The sequence below is a fragment of the Burkholderia sp. lig30 genome (assembly GCF_000687455.2).
Taxonomy (GTDB): domain Bacteria; phylum Pseudomonadota; class Gammaproteobacteria; order Burkholderiales; family Burkholderiaceae; genus Burkholderia.
On record NZ_JGVW01000096.1, the window covers coordinates 64627 to 78238 of the forward strand.

The following is a 13612-nucleotide window of genomic DNA, read 5'->3' on the forward strand; positions in this document are numbered from 1 at the left end:
TGTCCCCGGTCGCCTTTCCACTGTCTACGCCAGTGAATCGGCCAAGGCCCTGCTTACCTACGTAGGCGGGCCGGATTTTACACCAAGTTTAAAAATTGCTTTCACAATGGCAAATCCCATCATTCCCTGGATCGGCGGCAAGCGCCGTCTGGCAGACCATTTGATTCCGCGCTTTCCGGCGCACGATTGCTACGTCGAGGTGTTCGCGGGCGGGGCCGCGCTGTTCTTCCTCCGGCCGCCGGCCAAGGTTGAAGTGGTCAACGACGTCAACGGCGAGCTGGTGAATCTGTATCGGGTCGTGCAGCATCATCTGGAGGAGTTCGTGCGGCAGTTCAAATGGGCGCTGACGAGCCGGCAGGTGTTCGAGTGGCTCAAGCAGACGGTCCCGGAAACCCTCACCGATATCCAGCGCGCGGCACGGTTCTACTACCTGCAGAAAAGTTGCTTTGGCGGCAAGCTGGAGGGGCAGACGTTCGGCACGCGGACGGAGCATCCACCCGGCTTGAATTTGTTGCGTCTTGAGGAAGAATTGTCTGCCGCGCATTTGCGGCTGGCGAATGCATTCGTTGAGCGGCTTGACTGGGCTGCGTGCATTGACCGTTACGATCGGCCGCATACGCTGTTCTATCTCGATCCGCCGTATTACGAGACGGAGGGGTACGGCGTGGCGTTCCCATTCGCGGAATACGAGAAGATGGCCGAGTGCCTTCGCTCGATCAAGGATCGGGCGATCGTGAGTCTGAACGACCACCCGGATATTCGGCGCGTGTTCGACGGGTTTCACATCGAGACTGTGCCGATCCAGTACACGGTCGGGGGCGGGAAGGGCGTCGACCGCAACGAGCTGATCATCTTCAGTTGGGATGACGCCGCGCAACCGGTCGGGCTGTTCTGAAAGACGAAGTGAAGCCGGCGCGGGATGACCGCGCCGGCGAGGTTATATGCTCGTGTAGTCCGATGTCTGTTAATTGAGGTCAATCGAACCTTGCTACGTCGATTGTCCTGCGGAGCTTGTTGAGTGGGAACGATTCGGGGGCACCGCTTTCCTTCAGTTCTTTCTCGGCCGCGCTGGCCAGCTTGTCGATGTGACGAAGTGCGCGGCGTACGTGTACGACCTCGAGCACGAAGCGCTGCTCTAGCGTGAGCCGCCCCTTTCCCGTGTAGCCAGATTGTCTCCAGGTGTCGCGCAGATCCGTCCAGCTCAGGCGCTGGAAGTCGGGCAACTTCATCGCCTTGTCCGATCCGGGATCTGGCTCGTCCGGCGCATCGCGGAGTTTGCATCGGATTGCCTCGCGCGCCCGCCATTCGTCAGAGAATGGCGCGATTTGCTCACGGGGGCTATCCATTCTGCCTAGCCGCACAATTTCCCTCTCGATTTTCGCCTTGAGCAGGCGCAATGGTGCGCAGTACTTCATCATGTCCGGCTCGAGGTTCATGACCGCGCGAGACGCATCGCCAGCCAGCTCGGAGAGTTCGCGCAGCATAACCCGTTGGTGCAGCACTTCAAGTATCAGCAAATGCACGTCTGCGTACGTGCACGTGCGCCACCATTTCGACATCGCGTCGAATTGGGGCGGCTCAAATGGGGGTAAGATCATGACGCGAGGATGTTGCTGTATGAATATACAGTATGTTGCGCGGTAAGATGCTCGCGTCAAGTCTCAAAATTGGGGAGCGGGCAGTGCGCACAAACTACCAAGCGCCAACAGAAGATATGGGGATCAGTGAGCTGAAGCTTGGCATCGGCGACCTATACCGTCGCGACCAGTGGGAGCCGGATGTCTATCCCGACTATGCAGCTCCGATCGCATGGCGGATGGTGATGGCCTCGGTGTCGTCAAGGCGGTGTTTGGCTTCTGGCCGAAGTTCATGCCATCGTCTAATCATCATCTGATCCGGTACTAATGGTTACCTTGCCGACGGTGTGAAATGCCGATCGGGATCGGAAACGGACGGCCGCGAAATTCATGAATATAGGTGGGGCGCTCATCAGTCAGGCGTAAAGTTGCTTTGCCCGAGCTTACAAGCGCCTCCGTTGTTCCCGTTTGGTGCTCACCTTTCGGCCAGTTCGCCTTCCAATGTGAGTATTTGTCGCTTTGGGGGATTGCAGTTTTGCTCCTGCTGCCAAATTATCTGGATTAGGGGCCGGACATATTGGCTGTGCTGTGACACTATCGAAGCAACCACTTCCCCGTGTTCCAGGAAATGCGTCGATCAAACGATTTCGCATATCGGAATCGTGGGAAAAAACTGTCATCCATATACTAAAGAACCCTGTGCTTTTCGCTAGGTTCACCGCGACTCTCCGCAACGCATCGTTGCCCGGATTCGCCTCCACTTCGCCTTTTGTGGCAACCGCGACTCCCCAAGCTTGAGTTCGTTGAGCAACACGGTCCAATGCGACTTGCTCGCCATTTTCGTCAAGGTAGGCGTCGTCCACTGGCCTGCATGTGTCAACTGCCAGGTCGATGCACCGGCAAAATATGATCAAAGTTCCGGGGATCTGTCGCACCCATCAGGCTACCCCAGCTGGACCGAACTTGAGGTCATACTCAACGCGCGTCACGAGCAGCCGGTTAATGCATTTGACCTCGACCTTTCCCTCCGCAACGGGGTACCCGAACAACGCAAGGTTGGGAACAATCTTCGATCGTTCATGTTCCGCGTGCCGAGCGTGCCTCGTGTATCGAGCGATCACTCGACCCGAGAGTCCGTAGGCGGTCTCGAAGGGAATTGCCCCGGTTCGCAGGAGGCTAAAGTACGACGGGTATTCGATGCCGTCGAAGCCCGCCTGTCCCGCCATAAGCGAGATGCGCCGCGTAATGTCGTAGGAGTGGCTCGCTGCAAGGAACAGCATGTGAACGGCCATATCGAGGCTCTCGAACTCTGTCACGCCTTCGGGTTCACGCAGTACTTCCGACAGATCGAGGAGCTTCAACGGACGCGTCGGCGCAAGCGTTGCCACATACGTTTCGTCCTCAGCGGAGACACGGCATTCATGCACGCATACTTGCAAGTCTGCTGAACCGTAGAGCACGGGTTGACCAGGGGAATCCAGTCGTCCCCTGCCACTAAATTCCTTCGGTGGTGCATCGTATTCAGCAGGATCCTCTGGGTTCTTTGGATTCACCCGTAGCCGAAAGAAGATGTTCTCCGGTGGGAGCTCCTTGCCCGGATACTCGTTTAGTATTCGCTGGATAACTGCGCCCCGTCGTTGTTCATCTTGCATCTCCTTGAGCGGTTCGACTTCCCCCACCATCCACAAGCGCGGTCCATAGGGGAAGACTCCGATATTGAGTAGCCTCTCCAAAAGAGAGAGGTCACTCTTGAACCACGGGGGCACGGTGACGGAACTAGCCTGCTTGGTATTGAACGCAAGCGTAGGTGCCCCTCCGAAGCGCAACCTGCGGATCGACCCCCGGTTGAAGAAGGAGCGTGCAGCATCATGGAGCGCCGCTATGTTCACCTTCCAGCTGCTGTGTTGGCCGCAGTTCGGGCATGCCGCGTCGGTACGTTCGCCGCGGCGCGCGACCTCTAGGCCCAAGCCGAAATCCGAGAAGCAGCCAGAGCAGCAAACATGCTCCGGACGATCGTCATGAAGCGGGCCATCGCACTCCCAGGCCATGATCGCCTCAAATATTTTTTCGAATTGCTCGTCGTTGTCCATGTTCTTGTGCGATTCCTATTTGCCTAGTCACCGTGCTTCGTCGTGAGCTAACGCAATGTCCGTTGGGGTCGCTTAGATAGAATTATTGGCAGATCGATTTTTCGTAACATGCATTTAGATTATTTCTTCTATGCTAGTTAGATAGTCCATTCGATGCTGCCACAGCTTAATGGTGACATCCGATTCGATATTTCGCATGGCATTGCCAGTCAGCATGCCGTGCGCCGAAAGACGAAAGCTTGACTCGGCTTGATAGTAAGCATCAAAAGCGCATGTTGCCGCTCTGAATAGGGCGGCTAGATCATGCTCGGTTGATTCCGTGGAAGAAATCTTTGACATTATCCGTTCCTGAACCGCCAGTGCGCTAGCCTGAATCGCGCCAGCTCGTGCCATCGCCTGAACTGAGTCGCCATATCCACTTCGCGATTGACCTGGATTCAAATCTTGCTCCACCAGTTCATAGAGGCAATTCACGAAAAGTCGTGCGCTATTCAGGAATTTTGAAAGTTCATCCGACGAGACGGAATTGAAATTAGCTTCGTGAGCAACTAAATGGCGAATCTCAAAGATAGATGCAATGTCCAGCAAGAGACCGCTTGGCTCACTAAGCAACAATGGAGCGGTTTTCTGTTTTTGTTCCGCCTGACCTCCACCAAAAAGCTCTTCTTCGCTTGGCTCGACATACTCGCGAATGTCGGAAATTATTCTATTGAATTTTTTTCGTTGATCTTTGTCGCAAAATAAAGACTCAAAATGCGATGCGATGTGTTCTAGTCGACTTACGGGGAGCGAATGTGAAACCAAATCTCCGAACGTTATTGTCCCATCGCTTAGCGCCTTGGTTAGCAAGAAATCAAATTTAATGTGCTCCTTAAAAGCCTCTGCCCTCTCGATGTAAGGCGAGCCGGAGTCCACCAATCTCTTGATGGCTTCACGAACACTTACTTCAATACAGGATGCGATACCCATTATGTGCAAGGCACGCATAGTCGCATCTGACTCGCCAATCCGTCGAGAGCTTGCTTCCAAGTCGTAGAGCTCCAAGTTCCCATGGAGATACTTGTTCGAGGCTCTAGCGTTTTTCTCTTCTATTTCGGAAATTACGTTTCGCTTAGACATGAAACACCGATCAATGGAGTTGGCGAAGGATCGCTCGGTTAGGTAAATGTCTTCAGAGTGTGCCACATCAGATCGAACGTCCGCTACGGAGACGGATGAATGGCCCGTTCGGGTTGCGGATTCAACCGGTCGATCTCGAAATCCGCTAGCGTAGGTTGTAGCGTAGCTTTTTGATTCGGGCCTTATCAGCTAAGGCGAAGAGACCTATGTATCATCGGCGTATGGCCGGCCAGGACATCGGTCGGCATGGTACTCATTGGCTAGGCGTAAGGTTCGAGCTTACCGGCGCCGCCGCCACCTTCGCCCGAAGCGCGGGTGTCGGCCAAGAAGTGGCGTTCACTTCTTGGCGCGGCGCGACATTCGAGCGCTCCCTCCGCAACGGTTACGCCAACCCCTCTCGTGTTTGTCCGATGAGGCGCTAACCGTTCGAGAGGAGCGGATCTTCCGCCGATCCGACCATCGCGATATGGCGTGCCATCGCCACGACGAGCGCGCGAGGTTCGTATGTGACCAAAGCGTGCCCACATCTATACAATACGGGGCAGAAAATGCCGAAAAAGCGACAAACTGGCAAAGTCCCGAAGCTGACCGGCGCGAGACTTTTTAGTTAAAAATCAATGGTTTGCTGGTTTAACTCTACTTCTTTCTTGTTGTGTCCCTACTGAAGAAATGCGGCGCCGCGCTCCTGACGGTGGCCGTCGTTGTGGCCGCCGCCGGCGCGGGCGGCGCGTACTACTGGGCGACCCGGCCGCTGCTGCTCGGCGCCGCGGCGCTCGACATCACGATCACGCCCCGCAGCAGCGTGCGCAGCGTCGCGCAGCAGCTGGAGCGCGCCGGCGTGCCGATCGAGCCGGACGGCTTCGTCGCGATGACGCGCGTGCTCGGCCTGTCGAGCCGGCTGAAATCCGGCAACTACGAATTCAAGAGCGGCATCACCCCGTACGAGGTGCTCCAGAAGATCGCGCGCGGCGACGTCAACGAATCCGTCGCAGCGGTGATCGAGGGCTGGACCTTCAAGCGGATGCGCGCGGAGCTGGACGCGAATCCGGCCCTCGTGCACACGGCGGCAGGCATGAGCGACGCCGAGCTGCTGCGCGCGATCGGCGCATCGGAGAGCGAGATCCGGCGCGGCAGCGGCGAAGGGCTGTTCTTTCCGGATACCTACCTGTTCGACAAGGGCACGAGCGACCTGAACATCTACCGGCGCGCGTACCGTCTGATGCAGATGCGCCTCGACGCGGCATGGAGCGCCCGCGCGCCGGGGCTGCCGTACAGGACGCCCTACGAAGCGCTGACGATTGCGTCGATCGTCGAAAAGGAAACGGGGCACGCCGCGGATCGCGCGCTGGTCGCGGCGGTGTTCGCGAACCGGCTGCGTGTCGGCATGCCGCTGCAGACCGATCCTTCGGTGATCTACGGGCTCGGCGACACGTACGACGGCCGCCTGCGCAAGCGCGACCTGCAGGCCGACACTCCCTACAATACCTACACCCGCCGCGGGTTGCCGCCGACGCCGATCGCGTTGCCGGGCACGGCGGCGCTCGAAGCCGCGGTCAACCCGGCGGCGACGGGCGCGCTCTATTTCGTCGCGAAGGGCGACGGGACGAGCGTGTTCTCCGACACCCTCGGCGATCACAACAAGGCCGTGGGCAAATACATACGAGGTCAATAATGGCGCGCGGTAAGTTCATCACGTTCGAAGGCATCGACGGGGCGGGGAAAACGACCCACCTGGACTGGTTTCGCGAACGGCTCGACGCGAAGCTCGCGCCGCTCGGCCGGCAGGTGGTCGTCACCCGCGAGCCGGGCGGCACGCCGCTCGGCGAGACGCTGCGCGACATCCTGCTGAATCAGCCGATGGATCTCGAAACCGAGGCGCTGCTGATGTTCGCCGCGCGGCGCGAGCATCTCGCGCGCGTGATCGAGCCGGCGCTCGCGCGTGGCGACTGGGTGCTGTCCGACCGCTTCACCGACGCGACGTTCGCGTACCAGGGCGGCGGGCGCGGCCTGCCGCGCGACAAGCTCGAGGCGCTCGAGCGCTGGGTGCAGGGCGGCTTTCAGCCGGACCTGACGGTGCTGTTCGACGTCGCGACGGAGGTCGCGAGCGAGCGGCGCGGCGCCGCGCGCACGCCGGACAAGTTCGAAAGCGAATCCGACGCGTTCTTCGCGCGCACCCGCGCCGAGTACCTGCGCCGCGCCGAAGAGGCGCCGCACCGCTTTGCGATCGTCGATGCAACGCAGTCGATCGCCGAAATCCGCGAGCGCCTCGAAGGCGTGCTCGCCACGCTGTAACCGGAAGGACGCACGAACATGATCTATCCGTGGCAGACCGGCGACTGGGACCGCCTGCAGCAACTGCGTGGCCAATGGCCGCACGCGCTGCTGCTGCACGGCCAGGCCGGGATCGGCAAGCTGCGTTTCGCGCAGCATCTCGCGCAGGGCTTCCTGTGCGAAACCCCGCAGGCCAACGGCGAGCCGTGCGGGACGTGCGCGGCCTGCACCTGGTTCGAGCAGGGCAATCACCCGGACTACCGGATCGTGCTGCCGGAGGCGCTTGCCGGCGAGGCGGCCGTGGCCGGCGCGGCCGACGACACGGCGAAGGACGCCGACGACGGCGGCAAGAAGACGCGCACGCCGAGCAAGGAGATCAAGATCGAGCAGGTGCGCGCGCTGCTCGACTTCTGCGGGGTCGGCTCGCACCGCGGCGGCGCGCGCGTCGTCGTGCTGTATCCGGCCGAGGCGCTGAACGTCGCCGCGTCGAACGCGCTGCTGAAGACGCTCGAGGAGCCGCCGGCGGGCGTCGTGTTCCTGCTCGTGTCGGCGCGCATCGACCGCCTGCTGCCGACCATCATCAGCCGCTGCCGCCAATGGCCGATGACGGTGCCGGCGCCGGACGCGGCGGCCGCGTGGCTCGCGGCGCAGGGTGTCGGCGACGCGCAGTCGCTGCTCGCCGAGGCAGGTGGCGCGCCGCTCGCGGCGCTCGCACTGGCGAGCGACGAGAACCGGCCGCTGCGCGACTTCGCGCTCGGCCAGCTCGGCGCGGGCGCCGCGTGCGATCCGTTCGCGTGCGGCGAGGCGCTGCAGAAGCTGCCGGTGCCGCTCGTGCTCGGCTGGCTGCAGCGCTGGCTGTACGATCTGCTCGCGCAGCGCATGGCGGACGCGCCGCGCTATTTCCCGACCCACGGCGCGGCGCTCGCGCGTTGCGCGGCGGCGCTCGACGCGAACGCGTTCGCGCGCTTCATGAAGACGGTGACGCGCCAGCGCGCGGTCGAAAATCACCCGCTCAACGCCCGGCTGGTGTTCGAGGAGCTGTTTCTCGGATATCGCGAGCTGTTCGCTTGAGCGCGGTCCCGCGCAACCCGCCATCAGGAAACAACGGAATGTTTGTCGATTCTCACTGCCACATCAATTTCAAGGGGCTGGCCGACCGGTTGCCGGCCGTGCTCGAAAACATGCGCGAGCACGGCGTTTCGCACGCGCTGTGCGTGTCCGTCGACCTCGAGACGCTGCCCGAGGTGCTCGCGATCGCCGGCGCGCACGACAACGTGTACGCGTCGGTCGGCGTGCATCCCGACCACGAGGACGCCCAGGAGCCGACGCTCGCCGAGCTGGTCGAACTGGCCGCGCACCCGAAGGTCGTCGCGATCGGCGAGACAGGCCTCGACTACTACCGGCTCGAAGGCCGCTCGATCGCCGACATGGAATGGCAGCGCGAGCGCTTTCGCACGCATATCCGCGCCGCGCACGCGACCGGCAAGCCGCTGATCGTCCATACGCGCGCGTCGTCGGAGGACACGCTGCGGATCATGGCCGAGGAGCGCGCGGACGTGCCGGGGGGCGTGATGCACTGTTTCACCGAGCCGTGGCCGGTCGCCGAACAGGCGCTCGCGCAGAACTTCCACATCTCGCTGTCGGGCATCGTGACCTTCAAGAACGCGACCGACGTGCAGGACGTCGCGCGCCGCGTGCCGATCGATCGCCTGCTGATCGAGACCGACTCGCCGTACCTCGCGCCGGTGCCGTACCGGGGCAAGCCGAATGAACCTGCGTTCGTCAGTTATGTCGGACGCTTTATCGCGGCCGAGCGCGGCATGTCCGACGAGGCGCTTGCCGAGGCGACGACGCAGAACTTTTTCCGGCTGTTCAGGATCGCCCGCTGACGGCGGCCGCGTTCAGCCGACAACCCGGGGAAGGAGCCCAACATAATGACGAAGCCGACCAATCATCTGTCGAAACGCGCGATGCTCGCGGCCTTGCTGATCGCGGGCGGGGTGTTTACGGCCGCCGGCGCGCATGCGGAATCCGTCGACAAGATCGTCAAGGCAGTCAAGTTCGACGATATCGCCGACATCGGCAAGCAGCTGAAGAACGGTCTCGATCCGAACACCACCGACGCGAAGGGCGATCCGCTGCTCGTGATCGCCGCGCGCGAGAAGTCCGACAAGGTGGCCGCCGCGCTCGCGTCCACGCCGAGCGTCGATCTCGAGAAGGAAGACAAGGCGGGCGAGAACGCGCTGATGCTCGCGTCGCTGAACGGCGACGTCGGTCTCGTGAAGCTGCTGATCGACAAGGGGGCCGAAGTCAACAAGAAGGGCTGGGCGCCGCTGCACTACGCGGCGACCAACGGCCAGGACGAGGCCGCCAAGGTGCTGCTCGACCATGCCGCGTACGTCGACACGGCGTCGCCGAACGGCACGACTCCGCTGATGATGGCCGCGCGCGGCAACCACCCGACGACCGTCAACCTGCTGCTCGACCAGGGTGCCGATCCGGCGGTGAAGAACCAGCTCGGCCTGACCGCGCTCGATTTCGCGAAACACTACAAGGCGCCGGACGCGACCGAGATCCTGAGCAAGCGCACCGTGCGCGTCGGCGCATCGGCGCCGGCGGACGCGCAAAAGAGTGCAAAATGACGGTTTTCCGGCGCGGCTGACGCCGCGCCGGTCATCGCAGCAGGCGGCCTCGGGCCGCCTTGACATAAGGAACCCCATGTTGCGGGCTTTGTTCTGTACCGCGGCGCTCGCCGTGCCGCTGTCGGCGGCGGCTTTCACCAGCAGCGATCTCGACAGGCTGTGCGCGAAGACGGACGTCAAGTCCCGGGCATCGTGCGCGGCCTATATCGAAGGCGCCGCCGACGGCGTCTACAACACGATCGACGCGATCGGCGGCACGACCGGGCCGCGCGTCGGCCAGTATTTCTGCCTGCCGCCCGACATCAAGTCGAAACAGATGACCGACGCGGTGCGCAAGTACATCGCGGAGAATCCGAAGCTGGCCGACTACAACGCGAGCACCGCGGTATCGCTCGGCCTCGGCAAGGCGTTTCCCTGCAAGGGCGGCGACTGACCTGACCCCGTGTCCGGGCGCAGCGCGCCCGGATGTCGCCGACGCATCCGGGACGCGGCCCGCGCCTCTCGACGCGACGAAGCCAAGGCGTGGATGATTTCTCTCGACGAATTGCGGCGCATCGCCGGTGCGCCGCTCGCCGGCCGTCCTCAGGCACGGATGCCTGCCGTCGGCACGGCGGTCCACACGTCGGCCGGCCCCGGGCCGCCGACGGGCGCTGCGCGCGCGAATGTATCCGGGCTGTAACAACCCCCAGAAAATGCAAGGCGGCCGGTGCGGCCCGCGCGGATCGCTAATAATGGCGCATACGCGCCGGCATGCGCCGGTTGTCCTGGAGAGACGGACCATGAGAATTGCCCAGATCGCCCCGCTGACCGAATCGGTGCCGCCGAAGCTCTATGGCGGCACCGAGCGCGTGGTGTCGTACATTACCGAGGCGCTCGTCGATCTCGGTCATGACGTGACGCTGTTCGCGAGCGGCGATTCGCAGACCCGCGCGACGCTCGAACCCGTCTGGCCGCGCGCGCTGCGGCTCGACACGTCGATCCGCGACCGGGTCGCGCCGCACATGCTGCTGATGGAGACGGTCGCGCGCCGCGCGAAGGATTTCGACGTTCTCCATTTTCATATGGATTACTACTCGTTTTCGCTGTTCAACCGGCAGGAGACGCCGTACCTGACGACGCTGCACGGCCGGCTCGACCTGCTCGAGCAGCAGCCGGTGTTCGATGCGTTCAGCCACGCGCCGGTGATTTCGATCTCGAACGCGCAGCGCGAGCCGCTGCCGCGCTCGAAATGGCTAGCGACCGTCTACCACGGCCTGCCCGAGACGCTCTACACGCCGCAGCCGGTCGAGCCGCGCTATCTGGCGTTCATCGGTCGCATCTCGCCGGAAAAGCGCGTCGACACGGCGATCCGGATCGCGCAGCAGTGCGGGTTGCCGATCAAGGTCGCGGCGAAGATCGATGCGGCCGACCGGGAATACTTCGAGCGCGAGATCAAGCCGTTGTTCGCGTTGCCGCACGTCGAGTACATCGGCGAGATCGCGGACCACCAGAAGGCGGAATTCCTGTCGGGCGCGCATGCGCTGCTGTTCCCGATCGACTGGCCGGAGCCGTTTGGCCTGGTGATGATCGAGGCAATGGCGTGCGGCACGCCGGTGATCGCGTTCAATCGCGGCGCGGTGCCGGAAGTGCTGGACGAGGGCGTGTCGGGCTTTATCGTGGAGGACGAGATCAGCGCGGTCGCGGCGGTCAAGCGGCTGCATCTGCTGCCGCGCGCGCGTGTGCGGCAGTGCTTCGAGGAGCGTTTCACGTCGCGCCGGATGGCGCAGCAATATCTCGACGTCTATCAGTCGCTGATTCGCGCGCGCAACCGTGCGCGCTTCAAGGTGATCGGCTCGACGGCCTGAGCGCGCCGCCGCCGCACGCAAAAAAAACGGCGATGCTCGCGAGGGCATCGCCGTTCGTGCATGCGCGACCGCGCCGCGTGTGCGGCGCGATGGCTCGCGCGTCAGATCTTCAGCTTCGTGACCTTCGTGCCGTTGATCGACACGTCGCCCATCAGGCCGGCGTTCGTCAGCACGACCACCTCGACCGGTGCGGTCGCCGTCGTCGTGTCGATCGCGCCGTTCGCGCCCATCTTCACGAGCGCGACGGAAGCGCCTGCGCCGGCCGCCCAGCCCTCCGAGCTGCGGAACTCGTCGAGCGCGTTCTGCGTCATGAACAGGAATACGATCGCCTTCGATTGCGCGCCAGCCTGCAGGCCCACGGAAAGCGACGACGTGTTGTAGTAGCCGACCGTGCCGCCGCCGACGCGCAGTGCGCCGTTGCCGGTCTGCGCACCGACGATGAGGCCGGCCTGGATCACTTCCGGGAATACCAGCACGCCGCGCGACTTCGAGACGAGCTCACGTGAACCCTTGACGGTCGAATACAGGCGCGACAGCGTCGCATCGACGCTCGCATCGATCGCCTGGCGCTTCGACGCGCTGGTCGAGGCGTTGTCCGGCTTGTCCGGCGTGGTGGTGCAACCGGTGAGCGCGAGGCTGCCGACCACGAGTGCGGCAGCGACTTTCAGCATGAGATTCCGTTTCTGCATCGTTGTTCTCCATCGAGTGTAGTTCGAGGTGAGTCTCGCTCGTCGAGCGGGGCACGCAGGCACTTATATCACAGCACATTACAAAAACATTTCATTTTCGGGCGGCGCATGATCCATCTTCCGGGCGTGTCGCAGTGCGCCGACGCGTGGCATGCCGTTCGGAATTGTGCCGTATGCGCTCGAGGCGTGACGGCTTGCATGTGGCGCAAGATGTGGCGGCCGGCTCAATGCGGCACGGGCGGCTTGATCGGCGGACGCCGCAACGCGCGGCGAATCAGCGCGATGACGACACCGCACGAGAACAGGAACGCCGCGGGCACCACCCAGTAGCCGACGAAAGCGTGCCACAAATAGCTCGCCAGCGTGTTGCGACGCACCACGAATTCGTCGCGCGCGGCCTGCTGGCGCGGCGCGTTGGCGGCGAGCACGTCGGCGGGGCATCCGGACGAGCGGGCCTCGTCGGGGTCGCCGTGGCAGCGCGCGAGTGCGCCGGCGGCGCGTTGCGCGTCGGTCAGTTGCCAGGTGGTCAGCGCGAGCTTGAGATCGGCGTAGTTGTAGGCCATTTCCTCGCGGATCTCGCGTATGGCGACGATCGAGACGGGCACGGCCCAGAAGACGATCACGATCAGCCAGCGGCGCAACCAGCGGTGTTGTCTCCCTGCCATCCCGGCCTCCCTTCGACACGGCGTGCGGGGCGGCCCGATGGCGCGTCCGGGGCTCGGATGGGCCGCATTGCAGCCATCATAGAAGAAATCGCGGCGAATTGCCGCAGGCGGTCCGTCGCGCGCGGGCCACGCAAACAAAAATGCCGCGCATCGCCCGGGGCGGTGCGCGGCATGCTGCCGGTCGCGGCGAGGATCAGGCGCCGGCCTGGTTGCTCAGGCAGCTCTTCATGAACGCCTTGCGATCGTCGCCGGTCTTGCCGGTTGCGTCCTTGTTGCACGCCTTCATCTTGTCCTGCTGCGTCATCTTCTTCTTCGCCGACAGGCAGTCTTTCATGAAGGCCTTGCGCTCATCGCCCTTCTTGCCGGCCGCCTGGGTGTTACAGGCCTTCATCTTGTCCTGCTGGCTGCTCTGAGCGAACGCGGGGGAAGCCAGCATGCCGCCGACGAGCAGTGCGGCCACGAGCGATTGGATTTTCATTTGACACTCCCAATGTGGGTGAATTGCGTTTTATTGTCACCGTCATGAAGCGAAGACGCAGCAGCTTCGCGTTCCGATTATGGCGACCCTGTGTGAAAACAACAAAACGGCAGGATATAAAACGTGCAGGCCGGGCACGGGGTTGACAGTCGCGATGTCGAAAGCATCCCGAAACGACGCGCGCGGCACGGCGGCGTGAAAGCGTGCGGGGCGATGCGGGAAAACCATCATGCGAGG

General features: G+C 62.7%; 14 protein-coding genes and 1 pseudogene. 9 read left to right on the forward strand and 6 right to left on the reverse strand.

The annotated features are described in order from the left end of the window. Nucleotides 1–106: 106 nt before the first annotated feature. Complete coding sequence (locus tag LIG30_RS19670) at nucleotides 107–895, forward strand: DNA adenine methylase (protein WP_038714687.1); 789 nt, start codon at nucleotides 107–109, stop codon at nucleotides 893–895. A gap of 79 nt (nucleotides 896–974) precedes the next feature. Here the strand turns inward: LIG30_RS19670 and LIG30_RS19675 are convergent, their stop codons facing one another. Beyond that, the gene (locus tag LIG30_RS19675; protein WP_038714690.1) at nucleotides 975–1598 is read right to left on the reverse strand and encodes a hypothetical protein; all 624 of its coding nucleotides are present in this window, start codon (nucleotides 1596–1598) and stop codon (nucleotides 975–977) included. Between the two features lie 83 nt (nucleotides 1599–1681). On the opposite strand from LIG30_RS19675, the pseudogene LIG30_RS27335 reads away from it, so the two are divergent. Beyond that, nucleotides 1682–1872, forward strand: a pseudogene (locus LIG30_RS27335) (DUF159 family protein); the annotation flags it as partial. 643 nt (nucleotides 1873–2515) lie between these two features. Here the strand turns inward: LIG30_RS27335 and LIG30_RS19680 are convergent. Both LIG30_RS19680 and LIG30_RS26565 read right to left on the reverse strand, forming a co-directional pair. Then, complete coding sequence (locus LIG30_RS19680; protein WP_235510339.1) at nucleotides 2516–3667, reverse strand: RES family NAD+ phosphorylase; 1152 nt, start codon at nucleotides 3665–3667, stop codon at nucleotides 2516–2518. A 114-nt stretch (nucleotides 3668–3781) separates the two neighbouring features. Further along, nucleotides 3782–4786: a HEPN domain-containing protein gene (locus LIG30_RS26565; protein ID WP_160326712.1), complete on the reverse strand. Its 1005-nt coding sequence runs from the start codon at nucleotides 4784–4786 to the stop codon at nucleotides 3782–3784. 652 nt (nucleotides 4787–5438) lie between these two features. Here LIG30_RS26565 and mltG point away from each other — a divergent pair. The 7 genes from mltG (at nucleotide 5439) to LIG30_RS19720 (ending at nucleotide 11543) form a co-directional block, all read left to right on the forward strand. After that, complete coding sequence (gene mltG, locus LIG30_RS19690; protein ID WP_038714692.1) at nucleotides 5439–6458, forward strand: endolytic transglycosylase MltG; 1020 nt, start codon at nucleotides 5439–5441, stop codon at nucleotides 6456–6458. Continuing rightward, complete coding sequence (gene tmk / locus LIG30_RS19695) at nucleotides 6458–7078, forward strand: dTMP kinase (protein ID WP_038714693.1); 621 nt, start codon at nucleotides 6458–6460, stop codon at nucleotides 7076–7078. The genes mltG and tmk overlap by 1 nt, the downstream gene beginning before the upstream one ends. 18 nt (nucleotides 7079–7096) lie before the next feature. Beyond that, entirely contained in the window at nucleotides 7097–8128 is a 1032-nt protein-coding gene (locus LIG30_RS19700; RefSeq protein WP_038714695.1) for a DNA polymerase III subunit delta', read from the forward strand. Between the two features lie 38 nt (nucleotides 8129–8166). After that, entirely contained in the window at nucleotides 8167–8946 is a 780-nt protein-coding gene (locus tag LIG30_RS19705; protein WP_038714698.1) for a TatD family hydrolase, read from the forward strand. Between the two features lie 45 nt (nucleotides 8947–8991). Next, on the forward strand, nucleotides 8992–9699 hold the full coding sequence (locus tag LIG30_RS19710) for an ankyrin repeat domain-containing protein (protein WP_038714700.1): 708 nt from the start codon (nucleotides 8992–8994) through the stop codon (nucleotides 9697–9699). A gap of 76 nt (nucleotides 9700–9775) precedes the next feature. Then, nucleotides 9776–10132, forward strand: coding sequence for a Rap1a/Tai family immunity protein (locus tag LIG30_RS19715; RefSeq protein WP_038714701.1), 357 nt, complete (start codon nucleotides 9776–9778; stop codon nucleotides 10130–10132). Between the two features lie 346 nt (nucleotides 10133–10478). Beyond that, the gene (locus LIG30_RS19720) at nucleotides 10479–11543 is read left to right on the forward strand and encodes a glycosyltransferase family 4 protein (RefSeq protein WP_038714702.1); all 1065 of its coding nucleotides are present in this window, start codon (nucleotides 10479–10481) and stop codon (nucleotides 11541–11543) included. Nucleotides 11544–11644: 101 nt separating this feature from the next. Here LIG30_RS19720 and LIG30_RS19725 read toward each other — a convergent pair whose 3' ends face one another. The 3 genes from LIG30_RS19725 to LIG30_RS19735 all read right to left on the reverse strand — a co-directional run bounded on the left by LIG30_RS19725 (nucleotide 11645) and on the right by LIG30_RS19735 (nucleotide 13375). Continuing rightward, on the reverse strand, nucleotides 11645–12232 hold the full coding sequence (locus LIG30_RS19725) for a BPSL1445 family SYLF domain-containing lipoprotein (protein WP_038714704.1): 588 nt from the start codon (nucleotides 12230–12232) through the stop codon (nucleotides 11645–11647). A 224-nt stretch (nucleotides 12233–12456) separates the two neighbouring features. Next, nucleotides 12457–12897, reverse strand: coding sequence for a membrane protein (locus LIG30_RS19730; RefSeq protein ID WP_038714706.1), 441 nt, complete (start codon nucleotides 12895–12897; stop codon nucleotides 12457–12459). A gap of 193 nt (nucleotides 12898–13090) precedes the next feature. Further along, the gene (locus LIG30_RS19735) at nucleotides 13091–13375 is read right to left on the reverse strand and encodes a PsiF family protein (RefSeq protein ID WP_038714707.1); all 285 of its coding nucleotides are present in this window, start codon (nucleotides 13373–13375) and stop codon (nucleotides 13091–13093) included. Nucleotides 13376–13612: the final 237 nt, after the last annotated feature.

Coding starts and splice junctions, on each gene's coding strand:
- LIG30_RS19670 (WP_038714687.1), top strand. CDS start 107: ATGGCAAATCCCATCATTCCCTGGATCGGCGGCAAGCGCCGTCTGGCA.
- LIG30_RS19675 (WP_038714690.1), bottom strand. CDS start 1,598: ATGATCTTACCCCCATTTGAGCCGCCCCAATTCGACGCGATGTCGAAA.
- LIG30_RS19680 (WP_235510339.1), bottom strand. CDS start 3,667: ATGGACAACGACGAGCAATTCGAAAAAATATTTGAGGCGATCATGGCC.
- LIG30_RS26565 (WP_160326712.1), bottom strand. CDS start 4,786: ATGTCTAAGCGAAACGTAATTTCCGAAATAGAAGAGAAAAACGCTAGA.
- tmk (WP_038714693.1), top strand. CDS start 6,458: ATGGCGCGCGGTAAGTTCATCACGTTCGAAGGCATCGACGGGGCGGGG.
- LIG30_RS19700 (WP_038714695.1), top strand. CDS start 7,097: ATGATCTATCCGTGGCAGACCGGCGACTGGGACCGCCTGCAGCAACTG.
- LIG30_RS19705 (WP_038714698.1), top strand. CDS start 8,167: ATGTTTGTCGATTCTCACTGCCACATCAATTTCAAGGGGCTGGCCGAC.
- LIG30_RS19710 (WP_038714700.1), top strand. CDS start 8,992: ATGACGAAGCCGACCAATCATCTGTCGAAACGCGCGATGCTCGCGGCC.
- LIG30_RS19715 (WP_038714701.1), top strand. CDS start 9,776: ATGTTGCGGGCTTTGTTCTGTACCGCGGCGCTCGCCGTGCCGCTGTCG.
- LIG30_RS19720 (WP_038714702.1), top strand. CDS start 10,479: ATGAGAATTGCCCAGATCGCCCCGCTGACCGAATCGGTGCCGCCGAAG.
- LIG30_RS19725 (WP_038714704.1), bottom strand. CDS start 12,232: ATGCAGAAACGGAATCTCATGCTGAAAGTCGCTGCCGCACTCGTGGTC.
- LIG30_RS19730 (WP_038714706.1), bottom strand. CDS start 12,897: ATGGCAGGGAGACAACACCGCTGGTTGCGCCGCTGGCTGATCGTGATC.
- LIG30_RS19735 (WP_038714707.1), bottom strand. CDS start 13,375: ATGAAAATCCAATCGCTCGTGGCCGCACTGCTCGTCGGCGGCATGCTG.